Consider the following 21,184-nt stretch of genomic DNA (forward strand, 5'->3'; position numbering starts at 1 on the left):
ACGCGAGAGGCCCGAAGGTCCCCCTCTTTGCTCCGAAGAGATTATGCGGTATTAGCTATCGTTTCCAATAGTTATCCCCCACATCAGGGTATATTCCCAGGCATTACTCACCCGTCCGCCGCTCGTCAGCAAAAGAAGCAAGCTTCTTTTCTGTTACCGCTCGACTTGCATGTGTTAGGCCTGCCGCCAGCGTTCAATCTGAGCCATGATCAAACTCTTCAATTAAAGTTTTGTTGTTTCTTTCGAAACGGCTCAATAAATACTGACTTTAAATACCTTTTCTTTATAAATAAAGAATGTAAATTAAAGCTTTTTATCATTTAAAAAATGATAATTAAATAACTGTGCCAAAATAACTTGCGTCATTTTGTTTTGGTCACTCAGTTTATTGATAAATCTTTCGACTTAACTATTCAGTGAGTGCCCACACAGATTGCATGGTCAAATTGTTAAAGAACGTTGACTCAACACTACGTGCTGGTCAGGGATGCGTATAATACGCAAACTTAACTCAAAGTCAAGAAGAAATTTTACTTTCTAAAACATCTTGTTGACTCTCTTTTCGCCATAACAGCTAAAGAAGAACGCTTCTTAAAAACAATCACCTTGATATTCATCGAATTACAAGTTAATCATCAACTGGAAGCTAAACATCAAAAGTTTGAACTTGATCGGCTGTTGAACCGTATTCCCTTTCGATGGAGCCGCATTATAGAGACTTTGATCACTCTGACAAGCCTTTTTAAAAAAAAAGAATGTAATTGCCGATTATTTCATCTAATGTGAACAATATGACTGTAATAAGCACATGCGAGTAAATTTAAGCTCAATTATTATTAATTACAGGTCATTAAAATTGGCATCATTGTAAGCTTGATGTTAAAACACCAACTTAATGCATTCTTCTCTTTCCCTTTTGAGATGTACTTTAAATATGAAATCAAATAACCAAACCACAATAACCGTGATTGCTATCGCTATCATTGGCGCCTTAATCTTTAGTATGTTCAGTAGTACTCCACCAGCCATAAGCTTTGCGCTAGGTGCAATGCTAACTGGACTGGCGTTACGATTTATGCAAGAAAGTAAACATACCATCCTCGATGAATCAGATCCTTCTCAGAGCAGCAAAACCCTTTATGTTGGTAACCTTCCTTATCGTGCAAATGAGAGTGACGTAAAAAACCTTTTTGCTGAGCATGGCGATGTTTTCGCTGTACGTTTAATGAAAGACAAACGTACTGGTAAACGCAGAGGCTTTGGCTTTGTGGTTATGAGTAGTCAAGATGCAGAGCATGCTATTGATCAACTTAATAACCATGAATACGGTCAACGTACACTAAAAGTACGTGAAGCCAATGAGCCTAAAAATGCGGATAGTTTAGATCTTGAATAGCATCTAACTGCATTTCATTTAAACTTTTATTCAGCGCCGCAGCATCATATGTTGCGGCGCTGCTGTATGTGACATTCTTTATCGTACTCGTTGAGCTAAAAACGTCTGTTGGCAACTCTAATAATAATGCTACTCGTCTAGCAATCGCTTTACCTGAATCAACCACATTGACAGAATGCTTTAGTACCGCCTGAATTTCTTTTTTTATCAACGGGAAATGGGTACAACCTAATACAATACTATCAATTGTGCCTTGCCAAGGTTCTAATATTCGTGCCAATTCATCCATATCAATAGGCTTACCACGTAGTTTTTGTTCTGCCATCTCAACCAATCGCGTTGAACCTATCATTTTAACCTCACACCCATTAGCAAATTGCTGCACTAATTGATGAGTATAAGCTCGATTAACCGTCGCCGGTGTTGCAAGTAAACCAATTGATTTAGTTTGGCTGACTAAAGCGGCAGGTTTTATCGCAGGAACAACCCCCACCACAGGTATTGCTAATTGCTGGCGTAACGAAGGCAAGACAATTGTACTCGCGGTATTACATGCTATGACGACTAAATCAGCCTGATATTGATTAGATAATAACGCCACAATATGATTGGTGCGCTTAATTAATGTTACGTCGTCTAATTCACCGTAGGGAAAAGCCGCATTATCGAAAGCATAGATGAACTGTACTTGAGGTAGTAAAGCATGGATCTCTTGATAAACAGATAAACCGCCCACCCCAGAATCAAAAATGACAACTTTTTTCACTACCACTTACCTTGATTACGACATCGAGCCATTATGATACTGCGATATCAGCATCAGGCAAAGATTCTGTCTCTACCAATGTATAGCGTTGATAACAAAATCGAGACTCTATTTCGTGCGTTAGCCAAGTTAAGTTCAAAGGATGTTGATAAAAAGGGGCATCAACAACTAAAGTATGAAACTCACCATTTTCACCACAAAGATCTACCGTGGTTGGTAATTCACTTAATAACTGATGATTAAACCAACGCCCACAAAAATCAATCGTCAACTGAGTACTATCGATGGTGATCAATTTGGTTTTAATACCACATTCAATAATTTCATTGGCTAATTGAGCACTGGGTTGTCCTAGCAATGGAAAAACACATTCCCAGCCAGCAGGTTCAATATATTGACGTCGGTAATCGCTAATGCCATTACAAAACAAATCACCAAAAGCGACAGCATTAAACTGTAACCCACAATTTTTTAGTCCATCAATAATCGTCTGTCGATAAACACCGTTCTCAGGAAAGACTTCTGGCAATTCAATAAGCACTAATGGTAAACCAATCAGCTGAACTTGTTGTTTGACAACCGCAATTGGAGTCGCTTGAAAGGGAACATCATTATTTACATGGGTGGTGAACAGTCCAACCACATCATAGTCAGGATCATTTAATAGCCGCCATAAGGTTAACGCTGAATCTTTACCTGATGACCAGCTGATCATTACTTTTGTTTTCATCTACATCACCATAAAAAAGACCGCTCGATGGCGGTCTTTATCTATAAATAATCAAACATTAGAACTGGTAATTAATACTGGTGTAGAACGTTCGGCCAGGCATGACATAACCAGCTGCTGTTTCATAATCTTCATTCAACAGATTAGCCACTCGCCCTTTTAGCGCAAGCTTAGGCTGCAGCCAATATGTTAATGCAAGATCCCATGTATCATAAGCTGGTAATTCCGCATCAAAATCTGGACGCTTACCGTGGTACTGATAAGTCACAGCAGTATCAAGATCGCCATAACTCGCGGTACCAACCCATTTAAATGAAAACTTTTCACGACGTATCAGCTGTTGGCCTTTGCTGTCTCGAGGATCTTTAAAATCGAAGTTTAGCTGATGGCTAATAATACCAGTATCAAAGTCAGCTTCGACTTCAACACCTTTGATTTTACTTTCACCGGCAACATTTTCATAAGAAGGAGCACCGCCAGTATAATTAATCAAATCATCAATACGCATTTGATATGCAGTTACTGCCAAACTACCAATGTCGTAATCAGCATGTAAGGAAACATCAATATTTTTTGATGTTTCCGGGTTTAAATTAGGATTACCTGTTGACCAAGCACTTTTCACATAAAGTTGATAAAGGTTTGGCGCTTTAAATGCAGTGCCATATGAGCCACGTAGTTGAATATTGTCATTTAAATACCAACCACCAGCAATATTATAAGTCGAATGGGTACCATACTGCTGATTATCATCAAGACGGACACTGGTTTCGATACTAACAGGCGAGTAATCCCATAACCCAATTGCGTAATAACCAGTATTATCACGCTCTTTATTACCAGCAAAACCGGTTAAATCATTCCATTGCTCTTGACGCCAATCAATACCACCACTTACTGATAATGTAGATAATAATTGATATTGGTTATGCCATTGAACATTACGCTGGTGATATTGATCCTGACGATTTATAACATTCGTTTTATCAATACGATCAAGATTATCTTGCTTTTGGTAATCAAAAATCACCGATGACTTATAACTATCCTGAGCATATTTTAAACCTGCCGAATAATCATTAAATTCCGTTTCTGCTCTTACGTATTGATGTCCCGAATAGATACTTGAGCCATCATATTGATAATGGTTTTTATACCAACGGGTTGCAACATAACCTGAAACCTGATCACTAAATTGGTGATGCAATGCTAACGAAGCATTACGGCTATCAAAGCCATGTTTATCGCCATCATTCAACCCTGGCTGAGGGTGGACATTATAGCCTTTGTCATTTTCATAACCGGCAGCTAATTGTAATACCGTTTTATCACCAATCTTATAAGCACCTGAAGCATTAGCCTCTTGGTAGTTATGACTCCCAATGCCTAAATCTAACTTCGTTTTTGATGGCGTGTCAGTACCAGTAAGAGTGATGATATTAATCACACCACCGATTGCTTCTGAGCCATAAATCGCAGCCCGCGCGCCACGGGTAAATTCAATCCGCTCAACTTGAGTTAATGGAATTTGATTAAAATCAACATTACCCGCAACTGAACGAGCCATGCGAATACCATCGACCAAAACTAAAACTTGATCTGAGTTAGCGCCGCGCACAAAAATACTTGAGCTTTGACCTCGACCACCATTTTGAGTGATCTGCACCCCTGGTAATAAGCTCAACACTTCAGTTAATGTTTTAGCCTGAACATTATCAATATCTTGACGAGTAACTACATTAAAAGGCGCAAGCACAGATGTAATTGGCTGCTCAAAACGGTTAGCAGTTACCACCATCACATCGTCAGACGTTGTATCAGCAGCAGATGAAGCAAAAGAAGGGAGACACAACGACGCTATCGTCGCTGCTAAAAGGGATTTTTTCATTACAATTTCCTAAGTCGCGTTAATATCAAGCAATATTGCTTGCCTGCTGGTTGGTATTCGGACTTAAGAGCATGACCATCTGGTCGCCTAGGCAACAACTTCCCATTGTCACTATACTAAATCATGGCTTGATTATTCGTAGGGAGTATCAACAGTGTTTGGATTACATCCATGTGCGTTCGTTCTCTATTACCGCTGCGCGTCAGTTACGGATTCTCACCGTATTCCCGAGCCTTCCAAGGCTTAACCAGCACAGCGCGAATGCTAGTGATGTATCGCTTTTATGTCTAGTTTTGTTTGTTATTAGTTATAAAAATTTAGGGACTCGAAGATTTTAATTTGCCCCAACACTGGACATCAGTGCGCAATACAATAAAATCTGCGGTCTTATTTTGAGCAGTCGAGGCATACACTATGACATCCACCGTCCTTAATACCGCTGACTACCAGCCACAGTTGGATGAAAAAGCAGCGCGTATTCAAGATCTACTTAGCGATTTTGAAACGCCTGAATTGGAGGTGTTTGCCTCTCCTGCAGAGCATTACCGTATGCGTGCAGAGTTTCGTGTTTGGCACGAAGGCGAAGAGCTGTATTACATCATGTTCAATCAACACACCCGTGAGAAATACCGTGTTGATCTGTTCCCTGCGGCAAGCCGTTTAATTAACGATTTAATGCCAATGCTGCTTGAGGCAATTAAGCCGATAAAAGCCCTTCGTCACAAATTATTTCAAGTCGATTTTTTATCGACCTTAAGCGGTGAAATTCTGGTTTCAATGCTTTACCACCGCCAGTTAGATGACGAATGGACTGTCGCGGCGAAAAAACTAAAGCAACGCTTAAACGACGAAGGATTTAAGTTAAATCTGATTGGTCGTGCACGTAAAATGAAAATCGTGTTAGATCAGGACTATGTCATTGAGCAGCTAAAAGTTCACGATAAGACACTAACGTACAAACAAGTTGAAAATAGCTTTACTCAACCTAATGGTGAAGTTGCCCAGAAAATGTTGGAATGGGCCGTTGATTGTACTCAAGATAGCGCGGGGGATTTACTGGAGCTGTATTGTGGCAATGGTAACTTCTCATTAGCGCTGGCACCGAACTTTGAACGCGTATTAGCAACTGAACTAGCAAAACCTTCAGTTGATTCGGCTCAATACAATATCGCGGTAAATAACATTGAAAACGTACAAATCATTCGTATGTCAGCGGAAGATTTTACTGATGCAATGGCAGGTAAACGTGAGTTCCGCCGCCTAAAAGATCAAAATGTCGATCTACAAAGTTATAATTGCAATACTATTTTTGTCGATCCACCACGTTCAGGCATGGATGACGGTACCTGTCGTATGGTGCAAGGCTACGATAATATCATGTACATCTCATGTAACCCTGAGACGTTACGCGATAATCTAGCAATCTTAACTGAGACCCACAATATTACTCGATTTGCGTTATTTGATCAGTTTCCTTACACCCACCATATGGAAGCAGGGGTATTGCTAGAACGCAAATAACCTTAAATACCAATTAGCTGAATACAAAAAAGGCGCTATCAGCGCCTTTTTCATTTTAATCACAAGCTAATATAACTTAAGCTGCTTTTTTCTCTTTCTTATCCATTACACCCATTTTGTATGACACCCAAAATAGCAATGCCAGTGTAATCATTAATGGAATGAAATTTGAACCCATATCAGGGTGTTCAGCACGCAGTAATGCCGCATAACCAAAGACACCGACGAAGAAACATGCGCTAGCAAGCGCCGGAACGCCCTCTGCCATAGGTTTACGCATATATTCTTGATATAAGCAGTACAATGCCATGGCAAAGGCCAAGACAGGGAAAATAGAGAATGTTACATAGCTTGAGAACAATACAGCTAGAGTGCCGTAACCACATAAACCTGCCAGTGCAGATAAAATCAGTGTTTTACGCTCTGCTTTAATTTGTTGCTTTTCCATATATACTTCACCAAAATCAAAATAAGATTATAGTTTCTGCCTGAGCTCTCGACGCTCACGCTCTTTACGGTACCAATAGGCACCTTTTGCAATCATTCTAAGTTGCATAATCAGTCTTTCTGCATGCTCAGCGCGAGCATGACAATCAAGATCAAGTGCCTCTGCACCCGAACTAAAGACCAATGTCACTGACGCTTCGGCTTGAGTATATGCTTCCTCATGAGTTACCCCAGTTTTAGCTTCAAGATACTCAGCTAGTTCAGCCACAAAATGTTGTATTTCTCGTACAACCGCAGCTCGAAAAGCTGTTGATGTACCAGAGCGCTCACGAAGCAGTAAGCGGAATACGTTAGGACTACTTTCGATAAATTCCATAAAAGTCTCTACCGAGGTACGGATCACGCTGCCTTCTGTAGCAATACGTTGTCGAGCTTGACGCATTAACTGACGAAGAATTAATCCTCCCTCATCAACCATGGTTAACCCTAACTCATCCATATCTTTAAAATGACGATAAAATGACGTTGGAGCAATACCTGCTTCACGCGCAACTTCGCGTAGACTTAAATTAGAAAAACTTCGCTCGGCACTTAATTGGCTAAAAGCGGCATCAATTAATGAACGCCGAGTTTTTTCTTTTTGCTGAGCCCTAATCCCCATGAATTATCTGCTTCTCTGTGATTTTATTACAATGATACTCTGTTTACACAGTAACATCCGCGTCATTGCAACGACGCAATACACTCCCATAGTAAAGGTAGAGCGCGACTGACGCAAAGCCAGATTCATATCATTTTGCATTTTATATCATAAAGTGTGGCGCCTGTTTAATAACCGATCAGGATCTATAACGTTTGATTAATAATAAAAACTTCGTGATCGAGTTCGAGCTCTGACCATGCAGCCATTCATCCTTATCAGCCAAACAGTTACCATAGTGATAATTTACTCAGCGATAACACGATCAAGGAATGAGCCGATGTCTAATAACCAACCCACCCCGAAAAATAATTTTGATGTCATTATTATTGGTAGCGGTCCAGGTGGTGAAGGTGCTGCTATGGGGCTCACCAAAGCCGGCTTTAAGGTCGCGATCATTGAACGTGAAAATAGTGTCGGTGGCGGCTGTACGCATTGGGGGACTATCCCATCTAAATCATTACGCCATGCGGTAAGTAGGATTATCGAATTCAATCAAAACCCACTTTATTGCAATGATACTTCAACCCTGCACCGTACTTTTAGTCAGATCCTCCACCATGCAGCAGAAGTGGTCAGTAAACAAACTCGCATGCGCCAAGGGTTTTATGATCGTAATCACTGCCAAATTATTCATGGTGAGGCCAAATTCGTTGATCACCATACCGTTAGCGTTACCAGTAGTGATGGCAGTATTGACCATTTTAGTGCTGAGCGGTTTATCATTGCCACGGGTTCTCGTCCATACCAACCCGCAGAGGTTGATTTTAATCATAGCCGTGTTTATGACAGCGATTCAATCTTACAATTAGCCCATGATCCGCGCCATATTCTGATTTACGGCGCGGGGGTGATTGGCTGTGAATATGCGTCTATTTTTCGCGGCTTAGGCGTAAAGGTCGATCTCATCAACACTCGCCAACGGTTATTAGAGTTTCTTGATAATGAAATGTCGGATTCACTGTCTTATCACCTGAGTAATACTGGCACCATGATCCGTAATGATGAAGTTTTTGAAACTATTGAAGGTACTGATGATGGGGTTATTCTGCACTTAAAGTCAGGCAAGAAAATGCGGGCTGATTGTTTACTGTATGCCAATGGCCGTACTGGTAATACCGATAAACTGGGATTGGAGCATGTCGGGTTAGACGCCGATTCACGAGGGCAATTACAAGTGAATAGTAACTATCAAACGGTAGTTGAACATATCTATGCGGTTGGGGATGTGATTGGCTACCCGAGCCTTGCTAGTGCCGCTTATGATCAAGGACGCTTTGTCGCCCAAGCTATCAGTACAGGTAAAGCACAAGGACAATTAATCGCCAATATTCCCACAGGCATTTATACCTTGCCTGAGATCAGTTCTGTCGGCCAAACCGAGCAGCAATTAACCGCGGCAAAAATACCTTATGAAGTAGGTCGATCGCAGTTCAAACATTTAGCTAGAGCTCAAATTGCAGGAACAGAAGTCGGCAGCCTTAAAATATTATTTCATCGTGAAACTAAACAAATTCTCGGTATTCACTGCTTTGGTGAACGTGCCGCTGAAATTATTCACATCGGCCAAGCTATTATGGAACAAAAAGGGGAAGGTAATACGATTGAGTATTTTGCTAACACGACCTTTAATTACCCAACAATGGCGGAAGCATTTCGCGTCGCGGCACTAAACGGCCTTAATCGTTTATTCTAACGCCTGAAGATACCCACATCAAAAACGGAGCGACTATGGCTCCGTTATCGTTTTTAGTTATTCATTAAAACGTTATTCGGCAGTCATTAAGCGATCATCGGCGGTTAAAATTGATGTCCACGGTAATTGTTCATCGCCTAACACAATAAAATTTGGATTTTCTAAAGTCTGGCGTAAGTTATACGACAACGGCGTAATATGAGTATTAAAAATTCGCCCGCCCGCTTCTTCAACAATACATTGCGTTGCCGCAGTATCCCACTCTCCCGTTGGCCCTAACCGTAAATAACAATCCGCGCCACCTTCAGCAACTAAACATGCCTTAAGAGACGCAGAGCCAAGTTCAATTAAGTCATATTGATATTGACTATCAAATCGCGCTTTAGTGGTATTAATGTTCTGGCGACGGCTAATCGCAATCGTCAACGCACGTAATGGAGAGTGGTGCTTATTGGTTGAAATAACGCAAGTTTCACCATCGGCAGTTATTTTATGTGCCCCTTGTCCTTGAGCAGCATAATAAGTAACACCAGAAACTGGCGCATACACGACCCCGATGACTGGCTTATTATTTTCAATCAATGCAATAATAGTCGCAAAATCACCACTGCCAGCAATAAACTCTTGAGTACCATCAAGAGGATCAATCAACCAATAGCATGGCCACTGACTACGCTCAGTTAACGAAATATTGGCGTCTTCTTCAGATAAAACAGGAATATCTGGCGTTAACAGTGATAACTGCTCAACAACTAATTGATTGGCAGCTAAATCAGCACTGGTGACAGGAGTATTGTCTGATTTAATGTGCTGCTCAAACTGGCCTTTTTGGTAAATATCTAATATCAAGCGACCAGAGGCTTGAGCAATATCAATAACATTGGGAATTAGATGGTTAAGGTTTAGTGTCATAGGTTATTCCTCGCGAGCTAAATACTTCAACGCTAAAAACAGCGCACTAATACTACGCGCTTCAGCAAAATCAAGATGATTAAGTAATTCTTCTGCTTGAGCTAACGGCCACCGTACAATCTCTAACTGTTCCGGCTCATCACCTTCTAAACGCTCTGGATATAAATCTTGACCAACAAACAAGGTCATACGGCTCGAAAAATACGACGGTGCGAGAATCACTTCTTTTAATGGTTGTAACCGCTGGGCACCAAACCCAATTTCTTCTTTTAATTCACGGTTTGCCGCTTCAAATGCAGTTTCACCGGCATCAATTAGCCCTTTGGGAAAGCCTAATTCATAGCGCTCAGTACCAACAGAATACTCACGAATCAATAATAAATCACCATCAGCAGTGACAGGTACAATCAATACCGCATGACGGCCACTTGGCTGCATACGTTCATAAGTACGCTCGACACCATTAGAAAAACGTAAATCCAATGATTCAATTTTAAAAAGTCGTGATTGTGCAACAACCTCGGCTGCTAAGATTTGTGGTTTATCTTTGCTTATCGCCATTGTTAGGTCCTGTTTAATAGAAAGCGTTACCAGAATAAAAAAAGCTTACTCTAATTAAAAACTAATAATCATTAGAAATAAAGCGGCAGTCTAAATCGACTGCCGTTATTAATAGTTTTATGATTAAAATGTTAACTAACGCTACAATCGCCCCGAATAGTTAAGCTTATATTGGCCTTTAGTATTTGGCTCACCTAACCATTTTAGTTGTTTCGCCAACTCAGCAGGGAATTGCGCTCCCGGTTTAAACCATCCTTGCAATTTATACTGTTGATTAGTAGCGAGGTTCGCTTGCCAATCACTACTCACATCATCCGATGCTTGCTTAATCTTCGCAACCACAGCACCGTTAGCACAATTTAAGTCCGCAAAAACAGGTCCCGGTTTAATGGTCCCCATTGGCGTTTCAGCAGCCCCTTGTACCCAGGCTAAGGTCGCATCAAGTGTTTTACAATATGGTGCCGCATAGTGGTAATCTCTAACTGTTAATTCCAAATTACCCTTCACCGTTATCGGTACTGGCAATTGGGCTTGCGATACTGCTTGAGCTGCAGGCATAGATAACAATAGTTTTTCAGCAAATGGACCAGCACTACTATAACCAACCAATCCTTGCCCTTGTAGCTGCCACTCGCTACCTTGACCAAAGCGGACATCAAACGCAAGCTCACCATGCAATAAACGTCCTAATCGCATATCCCAGTGTAAACGACCAAAGGGTTGATTCTGCCAACGAACATTGACAGCCGTTCCTTGCCACGGCGTTCCCGTAATACCTTCTAAGGCTAAGCCATTTATTTTAGGTGCATGCTGCCATACCCAACTTGCTGGAATATGGGCCACTAAACTCGCAATAAATACCGCACCAAAACTGGCACCAACGGCTAACTTAAATTTCACGGTTATCCTCGCCCTAACTGCAAACGGTTAACTTCAACCATACCGTTTTTATCGGTTTTTGAGAGATCAATAAACTGGGTGTTAATACCGTAGCTCTGCTGCAAATACACTAACCAATTCACCAACGTATCAAACGGTAATGGCTGCACCCAAACTTGTAAGGCATCATTACGCGGTTGCATGCGAATCAAATCAATTTTGAAACGGGTCGTAGTTTCGTTAATAACTTGGTTAAGCCCTTCATCACTAACATTCACTGTTCCCCCTGCACGTTTAAGTGCCGAAATTTGATTAGCTTTATGTTCAACCCACGTCAATAGTTGGCGTTGTTGATTAATCTTATTCTGGGCCTCTGCCGCACGTTGATTCAACGGTTGCCATGCTCCCCAATAAAGAATCGCAATAGCCAATGCACTGCCAGCCCCGAGAAGCAAATGTTGTTCCCGCTGACTGAGAGCTTTCCACCATGCCTTGAGCTCTGCCATTAGGCTTTTCTCCTCAGTACTACTGCACCACTGACTAAATTATCTGCTTTAGTTAATTGACCTTGATCGACCTCAAACTGTGCACTCAACGCACTGCGTAACTGTTCAAAATCTTGAAATCCCGCCGCCGTTGCTTGAAGGCGTAATTCACCCCGCGTTTGATCATATTTAAGGTTAACGATCTTAATCGTTGGCACTTGTGTTAATGCTGGTTTTAATTCACTCAACCACATTAGCATGCCATTTTGTTCGCCATGACCACCTAAACTTTTCAATGCGGCATTCATTTGATTTTTCAAATAACTCTGCGAAGGAATACGTTTAAACTGTGGCAGAACCTGACGAAAAATACGTTCACTTTCAGCTCGATAAGCATTCGCTTGTTGCTCTAAACGCTGTGTAGTTAGTACTTGCTCACCAATAAGAGCAACTAATACCACTGCCGCTGCAATGGCCACTTTACGCCACGGCTGTAAATGCTTACGCCATGCGGCTTGTGGCTTATAAGGCCCAGATAACAAAGTTGCCTTTGATTCTGCAGCACCTATTGCTAACAATTGCATGACTAACTCAGGCGCTTGAGGCTGCCAATGCCCAGGAATATTAACTGGCGCTGGCGTATAATGGTGAATCGTCACTTGGGCTAAACTTTCTGTGGCAGCAACAATCGATTCAACTTCTTCAGCTAGGCGGTCAGCTTCAACGTCTGATTCAATCTCATCACCATCGTCATCAGCGGTATCATCCACACGATCAATCACAATTGGTGCTTTTTGGGCTGTAACCCAAGCGGCTAACCAACTTGCGTCGGCACAGACACCCATAGCTTCTGATTGACGAATCAACCACTGCCCATCAATTTCAGCCGCACTGTAACCATCACTAAATAATGGTAAACATAAACAATCTGGAATCAGTTTTTTAAGCTCAATACCGCAGTCTGCAAATGCCGCTAACCACAACGCTATTTTCTGGTGCTCAATAATAGCTACCGTGGCAATATCATTATCACGTTTAAGTAATTGCACATGTAAGCTATCGACATCTTGAGCCAGCTCTTCTTCAAGCAGATACGGTAATACCGCCGTTAACTGACGGCTACTACCGGCAGGAATCGCTACTTGAGTTAATAGCATCTCACTGGTTGGTACTAAGCCATAAACCGGGCGAGTTACGGCATATTCCGTTAGTTCACTTAACTGGTTTATATCCGCCAATTGGCCAGATGCAATCACTTCATTTTGCAGTGGCGACCAGACCAGCCATTGCACCGGCATTCCCGGCCGGCTACTTAGCCTTATCGTCAGAAATTCGCTCACGGATTCCTCCATATTGGCGACGAACTACCGTCACCTTGTTCTTATCATCACGTTTAAATAATGCCACGGTTCGTACTCGGGCACGGTCTACTTTTATTTCAGCGTCTAACGAAAAATAATGGCTGGTAACAGTTAAATATTTCTCCATTTCTGTTGCAGTTTTATCCGCACCTGAAGCAGGGTTTTCTGTTGGAGGCTGTGGAATAAGCTTCATAAAATCAGCAACAGAGTCCCATACGGTATGATTTTTATCGCGATCAATAATGATTTTTTTCGCATCTTCTAATGATAACGATGGCGCAAATAATGCCGACAACAACACTGCTTGTTTTTCAGTAATGGTATTAACATTAAGCAGCATATCATCTGTTGGCAAAGCGCAAATTAAGCCTTTCAGCTGTTGATAAATTTTAGCTGAAACGCCATTAATGGCTCTAAACTCACTGCCATCAGCTAGCCAATCATTAGCAGTAACATATGGCGGTTGAAAACTTTCATAACTACTGTCTTCAGCACCATACGCTGATTGCACCGTGGTGTTATCGTCAACAAACTCCCAGCTTGAGTCAGCAATCACTTCGGCTTCATAGTCATCAACACCTGACTCAGTGAGAATATTTTGTAAATAAGTCACTAAAAATGGCTTCTGATTACTGTCCGTTTTAGCTTTAACATTTCTAAAGGCATTAAGATTAAAACAGGTTTGTTTATCGGTTAAATTACCACTAATAACAGCACCACCATCTAATGGATAGCTTTGCTCACCCACGGCCCATGGTTGGGTTAAATTAACGGTTTTGCTGTCTTTAAGACTTTGCTTAAGTGCCTGTGCCGCAAGAGCTTCAACCCCTAGGCTATACCAATAGCCTTGTTGATGTTCAACTTGGTTTTGTACTCGATGAAAATTTAACTGCAGCCGCTCAGTCATTTGTACGGCTAATAAACTCATTAAAGCCACTAACAGTAACACCACAATTAATGCCACCCCACGTTGCTTAATCATGCGTCAGACTCCTGTTCATTCGTCTTCAACACTGAGGTGGGTAATAAATAAATCCGCTCAATTTCACCCAGTTTTTTCAAGGTCATAATAACTTTGATACCCGCTGGCAAACTATTGGGTTTATCCCATTTTTTATGCCATTGCTTATCATAATAAAATTCAAATTTTAAATCGGTAACCCCGGTTAACAACACTCGCACTAACGGCTTAGCGCCAACAACGGTATCAGGATAACGAAACCATATTCGCTCTAATTTATCATCGATAATACGGTAACCAACACGGGTAATATCTCCCCGCGGAAACATTGCTTGCGGGTTTTGCCAACCATCACGTACGAATGTGATCCCCTCACTGCTTGAATCCAATAAATACTCACTCGCCTGCAATATTTTATCGGTTGGTTTTTCTGCATCCACTCTAAATTTACGCGCTACAATCTGTCGAAAATCATTGTCCATCATGATCATGGTACGCTGTATCGCTTGTAAACGTTGATTGTGATCTTTTGATTGCGCGTCACTGCGCATGACATTATTCAATACCTGGTTGGCAGATAGGCTCAACATCGCAAATACCGCAATCGCCACCAGAACTTCTAATAACGTAAAACCTTGCTGACGACGATGATTAATTGCTGACATAAGTCTTTACCGTAATAACTGAGTGTTTTCGTTGTGGATCAGTGGCAACTGACACTTCAATTTGACGCAAAAGTTGTTGTTGCGTTTTGGTACTAGTGACAGTCCAATACCATTCACGATCTGCTAAAGTCGACTTGCCGCGTTTAACTGACGTTGGATACTGACCGCTTAAATGCAGCTGAGCTAACTCATTATCAGCCACCATTGATGCTAACGTCTTTTGCTCTAAGTAACCTAAGTTATTAAGGTTTTGACTCACTGCTCGCATAACACTTAATGCTGCAACCGCAAAAATGGCTAAAGCCACCAGCACCTCTAATAATGTGAATCCTTGTGAACGCTTCATTGCGACTGATCCTGCGTTGCTAACCCCTGCGCCGTTAGTTGCTGTGCCAATGTTTGTCCAGGCGCTAATAACACTAAATTACCCACCTCGTCAGCCACTACCTGCCAAAATTGATGTTGGTTATCAATTTCAAAACTCACTGTAAATGGTGTGTATTCACCACTCGCCATCACTACAATTTGCGGGGGTAATTGCTTACTTTCCTGATCAGACTTTTTAAATATGTCGTCACTTTTAAATATTGAATCAGATTTAAAAAGTCGGTCCTTATCTTTCCATACGCCACCAATTGCCACTGTGGCCGTGATACCAGCATCCAATTTAACATTGGTGAAAAACTTAGCCCCTTTGAGCGGTTGCCAGCCATCTTGGGTGAGAGTTAAAAAGTAATATTGATGCGGTTCGATACGAATACCATAATCGACCCCATTTAACATTGCATCCTCACCCAAAAGTTGGGCTAAATGATGAAAACGTACTGCCTGCTCTTTAATCTCATCACGTTTATTATTGGGTAACGTCGATACCACAGCAACAGCACTGGTTGCCAGTAGCACTAACACCAACATAATTTCAATTAAGGTAAAGCCTGCATTACGTTTCATCATCATTTCTTAGCTTTATTTTTTGTAGTTCAACAGATTCCAGTTGCCGATATCAGTATTAATACCGTCACCGCCTTCTTGACCATCAGCACCTAGACTAAAGATATCAATCGCACCATGCTCACCTGGTGACACGTATTGGTAGTCATAACCCCATGGATCTTTTGGTAAACGCTTAATGTAGCCACCATCACGATAATTACGTGGTTCAGGTGAAGAAGAAGGTTTCGTTACCAATGCTTCTAATCCTTGGTCAGTGGTTGGGAACACGCTATTATCAAGCTTGTACATTTCCAATGATTGCTCTAACGAACTAATATCTGTAACTGCTTTTTGTTGGTCAGCTTTTTCTTTGTTACCTAGTAGGTTTGGCACCACTAAACTTGCCAAGACCCCAAGAATTACAATTACTACCATTACTTCTAACAGTGTAAAACCACGTTGCTTTTGTTGCATTATTCACCCTCCAAAAGAAAATCTACATCCCGACCATATTGTTTAATTCAATAATCGGCATCAAGGTTGCAATTACAATAAACATTACTACCCCCGCCATCGCCACAATCAATAACGGTTCAAACACCCCTAACGCCATATTCACCAATGACTCAAAATCGCGATCTTGGTTATCAGCTGCGCGAGTAAGCATTTGCTCAAGCTCACCACTGCGCTCACCACTGGCAATCATATGTAACATCATCGGTGGAAACAGCGCAGTTTTTTCCAAAGAAATACGTAAACTTGCGCCCTCGCGCACTCTATCTGCTGCTTCGAGAATCTTCTTATTTACATAGGTATTGGTCATCACATCAGACGCGACTTTCATACCATCTAATAACGGAATCGCACTCGAGGTACAAATCGACAATGTTCGCGCAAAACGAGAGGTATTCAACCCTCGTGCCACCTTACCAATGACAGGCACTCGCAAAATAGTCCGATCCCATTTCATTCGAAACGCCGGTTTTTTAAGAGCGGTTTTAATGAGCGTAATCATGGCGACAATCGCAATCACCACCAGCAACCCCCAATGTTGGACAAAGTTACTGGCGGCTAATAACACTTCAGTGATCGCTGGTAAACCTTGATTCATCTGCACGAATTGATCGACAATTTTGGGTACAACCGTTGCTAACAAAAACGCCACTACCGATACCGCCACCAACGTTAGCATCAGCGGATAAATCATCGCTTGTTGAAGCTTGCTACGCATTTTCTGACGGTTTTCACTATAGTCAGCGAGACGGTTTAAAATAGAATCTAAATGACCCGACTTCTCACCGGCTGCCACCATCGCTCGAAACAACTGATCAAATACATGCGGATATTCCGCCATACTGTCAGCCAAGGTATAGCCTTCAACTACCCGGGAACGCACCGCGAGTAAAATGTTTTTTAAACGTGGCTTTTCGTTTTGCTCTGCCACTGCTTTGATACACTCTTCCAGTGGCATTGAAGCCTGTACTAAGGTTGCTAACTGGCGAGTAATAAGCGCTAATTCATTAGTACTAATACCACGTCGAAACGTTAACTTACTCGGTGCGGCCGCTGTTTTTTTTCCTTGGCCTGACGTTTGATTAACCTCAACGGGCACCAGTCCTTGTTCTCGTAACTGCTGCCTAACTTGGCGTGAGGTATCACCTTCTAAAACACCTTTCTTCTGGCGTCCTTTGGCATCTAAGGCTTTATATTCAAATGCTGCCATTAACTCTCCTTAGTCACTCGCAACACTTCTTCAAGTGTGGTGATCCCTTGGCTTACTTTGGCGAGGCCATCATCACGAATACTTGGCGTTGTTTGACGCACATATTTTTCAATCGCTTGCTCACCCGCCTCGGCATGAATCAACTCTTGTACATGCTCATCCACTTGCAACAATTCATGAATACCAGTACGACCACGGTAACCTTTAAAATTACATTTTTCACAGCCACAAGGACGATACAACGTCAGGCTATCGGTTGCGGTTAACATAAACAGTTTTTTCTGTTCGGTATCCGCTTCATACGGTTGGCGACACTCAACGCACAAAGTCCGTACCAAACGCTGGGCTAATACACCTAATAGTGATGATGACACCAAGAATGGTTCAATACCCATATCACGTAAACGAGTAATGGCGCCAACTGCAGTATTGGTGTGCAAGGTTGATAACACCATATGACCAGTTAACGACGCTTGCACAGCAATCGCGGCCGTTTCTAAATCACGAATCTCACCAATCATGACCACATCAGGATCTTGACGCAAAATAGCTCGCAAACCACGCGCAAAAGTCATATCAACCTTGCTATTTACTTGCGTTTGGCCGATACCATCGATATCAAATTCAATCGGATCTTCTACGGTTAAAATATTACGCTCGGCACTATTAAGCTCTTGCAAGCCCGCATACAAGGTGGTTGATTTACCTGAACCCGTCGGCCCCGTCACCAAAATAATCCCATGGGGACGATCAATGATCTTACGGAATGATTCATGGTTAGCTGCTGTCATGCCTAAACTATGTAAGTCGAGACGAGTGGCATTTTTATCTAATAGACGCAGCACGACTCGCTCACCGTGTGATGACGGCATAGTTGAAACCCGCACATCCACCGCACGGCCACCGATACGTAATGAAATACGGCCATCTTGTGGAATCCGTTTTTCAGCAATATCCAATTTAGCCATGACTTTGATACGCGAGACTAACAACGGTGCTAATTTACGGCTTGGTTGTAAGACTTCACGCAACATGCCATCGACTCGAAATCGAATCGACAGCACTTTTTCAAAGGTTTCGATATGAATATCAGACGCACCTTCTTTGATTGCTTCTGCAAGCATCGCATTAATCAATTTAATGATCGGGGCATCATCTTCAGATTCAAGCAAATCTTCGGTTTCAGGTAACTCTTCAGCCAACGAGAAAAAGTCATCGCTATCAGAACCTAAATCTTCCATTAACTGACGTGCTTCTGATGAATCACGCTGATAAGCTTCGGTAAGCTTTTGCTCAAATTGCGACTCTGATAATTCAACCGGATAAAAACCTTCGCCGATCACCCGCCGCACTTCTGCTAACACTATTGCGGATAACTGACCGCAATAATACAACTGCCATCCTTGCTGATTGGCTTCAATCACAACATGATGGCGCTTGGCGAAAGAAAACGGCAATCGAAATAACACTGCGGTTTCTAGCGCCGAAGACTCATCAGCCATTAGTGTTTCTCCAGTTGAGATATAAATGCCCGTACTTCTGCTGGCAACGCCATATCATCACCATATTTTGGAATAACAGGCATTTCAGCATCCATCAAGCGCATTCCTTTATCTGCTTGGTACAACTGTTGGGCACGAATATAGTTATATTTACGCTGCGTCATGCCATCGGCACTCATACCATCACGTAAAATGGTTGGGCGAATGAAAATCATCAGGTTGGTTTTTTCTGTTTGATTATTCGTCGAACGGAATAACGCCCCCAATACTGGAATATCACCTAAGATTGGCACTTTTTGTTCTGACTCAAGGGTCTTCTCTTGCATCAAACCACCCAGCGCAATCATATTGCCATCTTTAACCAATACTGATGTCGTCAGCTCACGCTTATCAAACCGAATATCAACGGCACCGTTAGCATCGGCAACTTGTGATACCACTTGCTCGATCTTCATCTGTACTGAGTCACCTTCGTTAATTTGCGGGGTAACTTTCAGTTGAATACCAACATCTTTACGCTCAACAGTAGTAAATGGATTATCGTTATTTGAACCCGTTTGCGAACCGGTAGTAACTGGCACTTCTTGACCAACAGACAAGTTAGCTTCTTGGTTATCAAGCACGGTAATATTCGGCGTTGAAAGCACGTTAACATTACGGTTGGATTGTACGGCAGTAACTAATGCGGTCCAATCACCCAAGGCAATAGCGGCAGCTGCCCCTTTAACGCCACCTAAGAAAGTCGCCATTGGTGCTAAGTCACCACTTTCGGTGGTTTCAGTGGTATAAGGTTTACCGCTTGAGTCAGTACCATGCTGTACCGATGTCGTCTCTTTACCCGCCTCTTGAGCAGATAACAAACCACCAATTGGGGCACTACTATTACCAAACTGGATCACACCGCCATCTTGAGAGCCCCACTGAACCCCAAAGTCGACCCCTTCACCTTCTTGAACTTCAACAATCATCGCTTCAATATGGACTTGCGCTCGACGAATATCGAGCTGAGCAATAATCGACTCTAAACGTTTCATCACATCAGCAGGCGCTGAAATAATTAATGAGTTCGTTGGCGCATGTGCCGAAATCATCACATCGTCTTTACTTGAACTCTGGCCTTGACTTGAATTACCTTTGGTCGATGCTTGAACATTTTCAGATACCCCTTTGAGGACATCGACTAAATCTTCAGCTTTAGCATATTTAAGATAAAACACGCGGCTATTACCGCTAACAGCCATCTCTTTATCCAAACGATGAATCAGTTTCTTTAACCGTTCACGCACTTTAGGATCACCAGAAATCAATACTGAGTTCGTGCGCTCATCAGCAACCGCTTTGGGGATCAGAAAACTTGGGGTTGATTTTGCTTCGGCACTTTTATTAAGTGAATCAATAATACGTACCATTTCTGATGCTGAAGCGTTATTGAGTGACACCACAGTCACATCTTTATTACCCGCACGGTCAACTCGTTCAATAATCTCTGCTAATCGGTTTACCACTGCCGCACGACCAGTGATCATAATGATATTGGCGGGATCATAATGAACGACGTTACCAGCGCCAGCATTATCATTAAGTTGGCGTAATAACGGCGATAACTCTCGCACCGACACATTCTTAACCGCAATCACTCGCGTAACGACAGCGTCACCAGGAATATTTTTATCGTTAGCGCCAACAACAGGAATAGCGGCTGTTTTAGCGTCTTTATCACGAATAACTTTCATGACACCATCTTCCATGGTCACAACAGCATAACCATAGACATCAAGCACATTGAGGAAGAAACGGTAATACTGCTCTTCATTCAATAAATCATAACTACGCACATTGACTTGCCCACGTACTGCGGGATCAATAATGATCGTTTTATGTAAGGTGCGACCAACAATGTTGATGAACTCTTGAATGTCGGTACCTTTAAAGTTGGCACTTAATTCATCAGCCATTGCTTGACTACAAAACAAGCCACTCGCTAACAATAGGGCACTTTTACCCATCCATTTTTTCACAAAAAACTCCTGCTTTATCGCATATTCATTTCAAGCTAAG

Annotated in this window: 22 protein-coding genes and 1 riboswitch; of the genes, 4 read left to right on the forward strand and 18 right to left on the reverse strand. The window is 42.1% G+C overall.

Annotated features, from left to right (window positions below; genetic code table 11):
* Positions 1–324 (forward strand): hypothetical protein (locus PPBDW_RS14795; protein WP_207860793.1); only part of this gene is annotated, 324 nt, incomplete at its 5' end.
* Positions 325–934: 610 nt separating this feature from the next.
* Entirely contained in the window at positions 935–1,396 is a 462-nt protein-coding gene (locus PPBDW_RS14800; RefSeq protein WP_036788342.1) for an RNA recognition motif domain-containing protein, read from the forward strand.
* On the opposite strand, the gene murI is transcribed toward PPBDW_RS14800, so the two are convergent.
* From murI to btuB, 3 genes are read right to left on the reverse strand one after another with little or no spacing between them, the layout of a single operon-like run.
* Complete coding sequence (gene murI / locus PPBDW_RS14805; RefSeq protein ID WP_036788350.1) at positions 1,365–2,162, reverse strand: glutamate racemase; 798 nt, start codon at positions 2,160–2,162, stop codon at positions 1,365–1,367. The genes PPBDW_RS14800 and murI overlap by 32 nt on opposite strands.
* A 31-nt stretch (positions 2,163–2,193) precedes the next feature.
* Positions 2,194–2,892 (reverse strand): Dph6-related ATP pyrophosphatase, encoded by a 699-nt coding sequence (locus tag PPBDW_RS14810; protein WP_054262082.1) that lies wholly within the window; start codon positions 2,890–2,892, stop codon positions 2,194–2,196.
* Positions 2,893–2,950: 58 nt separating this feature from the next.
* A complete protein-coding gene (gene btuB / locus PPBDW_RS14815; protein WP_036788353.1) occupies positions 2,951–4,780 on the reverse strand; it encodes a TonB-dependent vitamin B12 receptor in 1,830 nt (609 codons plus the stop codon).
* A gap of 31 nt (positions 4,781–4,811) precedes the next feature.
* Positions 4,812–5,047: riboswitch (cobalamin riboswitch) on the reverse strand.
* A gap of 147 nt (positions 5,048–5,194) precedes the next feature.
* Between btuB and trmA the strand changes: the two genes are divergently transcribed.
* A complete protein-coding gene (gene trmA, locus PPBDW_RS14820) occupies positions 5,195–6,301 on the forward strand; it encodes a tRNA (uridine(54)-C5)-methyltransferase TrmA (protein WP_036788355.1) in 1,107 nt (368 codons plus the stop codon).
* Positions 6,302–6,377: 76 nt separating this feature from the next.
* Here the strand turns inward: trmA and PPBDW_RS14825 are convergent, their stop codons facing one another.
* Both PPBDW_RS14825 and fabR read right to left on the reverse strand, forming a co-directional pair.
* On the reverse strand, positions 6,378–6,749 hold the full coding sequence (locus PPBDW_RS14825) for a YijD family membrane protein (protein ID WP_036788358.1): 372 nt from the start codon (positions 6,747–6,749) through the stop codon (positions 6,378–6,380).
* A gap of 27 nt (positions 6,750–6,776) precedes the next feature.
* Positions 6,777–7,409: an HTH-type transcriptional repressor FabR gene (fabR, locus tag PPBDW_RS14830; RefSeq protein WP_036788361.1), complete on the reverse strand. Its 633-nt coding sequence runs from the start codon at positions 7,407–7,409 to the stop codon at positions 6,777–6,779.
* Positions 7,410–7,728: 319 nt separating this feature from the next.
* Here fabR and sthA point away from each other — a divergent pair, with 319 nt between their 5' ends.
* Positions 7,729–9,144 (forward strand): Si-specific NAD(P)(+) transhydrogenase, encoded by a 1,416-nt coding sequence (gene sthA, locus PPBDW_RS14835; protein WP_036788364.1) that lies wholly within the window; start codon positions 7,729–7,731, stop codon positions 9,142–9,144.
* A 72-nt stretch (positions 9,145–9,216) separates the two neighbouring features.
* Here sthA and cysQ read toward each other — a convergent pair whose 3' ends face one another.
* From cysQ to gspD, 13 genes are all read right to left on the reverse strand, one after another.
* Positions 9,217–10,056, reverse strand: coding sequence for a 3'(2'),5'-bisphosphate nucleotidase CysQ (gene cysQ / locus PPBDW_RS14840; RefSeq protein WP_036788367.1), 840 nt, complete (start codon positions 10,054–10,056; stop codon positions 9,217–9,219).
* Positions 10,057–10,059: 3 nt separating this feature from the next.
* Positions 10,060–10,617, reverse strand: coding sequence for an ADP compounds hydrolase NudE (gene nudE / locus PPBDW_RS14845; protein ID WP_036788370.1), 558 nt, complete (start codon positions 10,615–10,617; stop codon positions 10,060–10,062).
* Between the two features lie 141 nt (positions 10,618–10,758).
* On the reverse strand, positions 10,759–11,517 hold the full coding sequence (locus PPBDW_RS14850; protein WP_036788372.1) for a type II secretion system protein N: 759 nt from the start codon (positions 11,515–11,517) through the stop codon (positions 10,759–10,761).
* Between the two features lie 2 nt (positions 11,518–11,519).
* A complete protein-coding gene (locus PPBDW_RS14855) occupies positions 11,520–12,002 on the reverse strand; it encodes a type II secretion system protein M (protein WP_036788375.1) in 483 nt (160 codons plus the stop codon).
* A complete protein-coding gene (gene gspL, locus PPBDW_RS14860; protein ID WP_240002697.1) occupies positions 12,002–13,321 on the reverse strand; it encodes a type II secretion system protein GspL in 1,320 nt (439 codons plus the stop codon). The genes PPBDW_RS14855 and gspL overlap by 1 nt, the downstream gene beginning before the upstream one ends.
* Entirely contained in the window at positions 13,290–14,324 is a 1,035-nt protein-coding gene (gene gspK, locus PPBDW_RS14865; protein WP_036788379.1) for a type II secretion system minor pseudopilin GspK, read from the reverse strand. The genes gspL and gspK overlap by 32 nt, the downstream gene beginning before the upstream one ends.
* Positions 14,321–14,968 (reverse strand): type II secretion system minor pseudopilin GspJ, encoded by a 648-nt coding sequence (gene gspJ, locus PPBDW_RS14870; RefSeq protein ID WP_036788381.1) that lies wholly within the window; start codon positions 14,966–14,968, stop codon positions 14,321–14,323. The genes gspK and gspJ overlap by 4 nt, the downstream gene beginning before the upstream one ends.
* Positions 14,955–15,314 (reverse strand): type II secretion system minor pseudopilin GspI, encoded by a 360-nt coding sequence (gspI, locus tag PPBDW_RS14875; protein WP_036788383.1) that lies wholly within the window; start codon positions 15,312–15,314, stop codon positions 14,955–14,957. Before gspI ends, gspJ begins: the two co-directional genes overlap by 14 nt.
* The gene (gene gspH / locus PPBDW_RS14880) at positions 15,311–15,922 is read right to left on the reverse strand and encodes a type II secretion system minor pseudopilin GspH (RefSeq protein ID WP_054262115.1); all 612 of its coding nucleotides are present in this window, start codon (positions 15,920–15,922) and stop codon (positions 15,311–15,313) included. Before gspH ends, gspI begins: the two co-directional genes overlap by 4 nt.
* 12 nt (positions 15,923–15,934) lie before the next feature.
* Complete coding sequence (gspG, locus tag PPBDW_RS14885) at positions 15,935–16,375, reverse strand: type II secretion system major pseudopilin GspG (RefSeq protein WP_036788385.1); 441 nt, start codon at positions 16,373–16,375, stop codon at positions 15,935–15,937.
* Positions 16,376–16,397: 22 nt separating this feature from the next.
* Positions 16,398–17,624: a type II secretion system inner membrane protein GspF gene (gspF, locus tag PPBDW_RS14890; RefSeq protein WP_036788387.1), complete on the reverse strand. Its 1,227-nt coding sequence runs from the start codon at positions 17,622–17,624 to the stop codon at positions 16,398–16,400.
* Positions 17,624–19,126 (reverse strand): type II secretion system ATPase GspE, encoded by a 1,503-nt coding sequence (gene gspE, locus PPBDW_RS14895; protein WP_036788388.1) that lies wholly within the window; start codon positions 19,124–19,126, stop codon positions 17,624–17,626. Before gspE ends, gspF begins: the two co-directional genes overlap by 1 nt.
* Positions 19,126–21,144 carry a type II secretion system secretin GspD gene (gene gspD / locus PPBDW_RS14900; protein ID WP_036788389.1) on the reverse strand — a complete coding sequence of 673 codons (2,019 nt, stop codon included), beginning with the start codon at positions 21,142–21,144 and terminating at the stop codon, positions 19,126–19,128. The genes gspE and gspD overlap by 1 nt, the downstream gene beginning before the upstream one ends.
* Positions 21,145–21,184 lie beyond the last annotated feature (40 nt).

The organism is Photobacterium kishitanii (assembly GCF_000613045.3).
Classification (GTDB): Bacteria; Pseudomonadota; Gammaproteobacteria; order Enterobacterales; family Vibrionaceae; genus Photobacterium; species Photobacterium kishitanii.

Bases quoted from the DNA above. Each gene is read 5' to 3' on its own strand.
- PPBDW_RS14800 (WP_036788342.1), top strand. From the start codon at position 935: ATGAAATCAAATAACCAAACCACAATAACCGTGATTGCTATCGCTATC.
- PPBDW_RS14810 (WP_054262082.1), bottom strand. From the start codon at position 2,892: ATGAAAACAAAAGTAATGATCAGCTGGTCATCAGGTAAAGATTCAGCG.
- btuB (WP_036788353.1), bottom strand. From the start codon at position 4,780: ATGAAAAAATCCCTTTTAGCAGCGACGATAGCGTCGTTGTGTCTCCCT.
- trmA (WP_036788355.1), top strand. From the start codon at position 5,195: ATGACATCCACCGTCCTTAATACCGCTGACTACCAGCCACAGTTGGAT.
- PPBDW_RS14825 (WP_036788358.1), bottom strand. From the start codon at position 6,749: ATGGAAAAGCAACAAATTAAAGCAGAGCGTAAAACACTGATTTTATCT.
- fabR (WP_036788361.1), bottom strand. From the start codon at position 7,409: ATGGGGATTAGGGCTCAGCAAAAAGAAAAAACTCGGCGTTCATTAATT.
- sthA (WP_036788364.1), top strand. From the start codon at position 7,729: ATGTCTAATAACCAACCCACCCCGAAAAATAATTTTGATGTCATTATT.
- cysQ (WP_036788367.1), bottom strand. From the start codon at position 10,056: ATGACACTAAACCTTAACCATCTAATTCCCAATGTTATTGATATTGCT.
- nudE (WP_036788370.1), bottom strand. From the start codon at position 10,617: ATGGCGATAAGCAAAGATAAACCACAAATCTTAGCAGCCGAGGTTGTT.
- PPBDW_RS14855 (WP_036788375.1), bottom strand. From the start codon at position 12,002: ATGGCAGAGCTCAAGGCATGGTGGAAAGCTCTCAGTCAGCGGGAACAA.
- gspK (WP_036788379.1), bottom strand. From the start codon at position 14,324: ATGATTAAGCAACGTGGGGTGGCATTAATTGTGGTGTTACTGTTAGTG.
- gspJ (WP_036788381.1), bottom strand. From the start codon at position 14,968: ATGTCAGCAATTAATCATCGTCGTCAGCAAGGTTTTACGTTATTAGAA.
- gspI (WP_036788383.1), bottom strand. From the start codon at position 15,314: ATGAAGCGTTCACAAGGATTCACATTATTAGAGGTGCTGGTGGCTTTA.
- gspH (WP_054262115.1), bottom strand. From the start codon at position 15,922: ATGATGAAACGTAATGCAGGCTTTACCTTAATTGAAATTATGTTGGTG.
- gspG (WP_036788385.1), bottom strand. From the start codon at position 16,375: ATGCAACAAAAGCAACGTGGTTTTACACTGTTAGAAGTAATGGTAGTA.
- gspF (WP_036788387.1), bottom strand. From the start codon at position 17,624: ATGGCAGCATTTGAATATAAAGCCTTAGATGCCAAAGGACGCCAGAAG.
- gspE (WP_036788388.1), bottom strand. From the start codon at position 19,126: ATGGCTGATGAGTCTTCGGCGCTAGAAACCGCAGTGTTATTTCGATTG.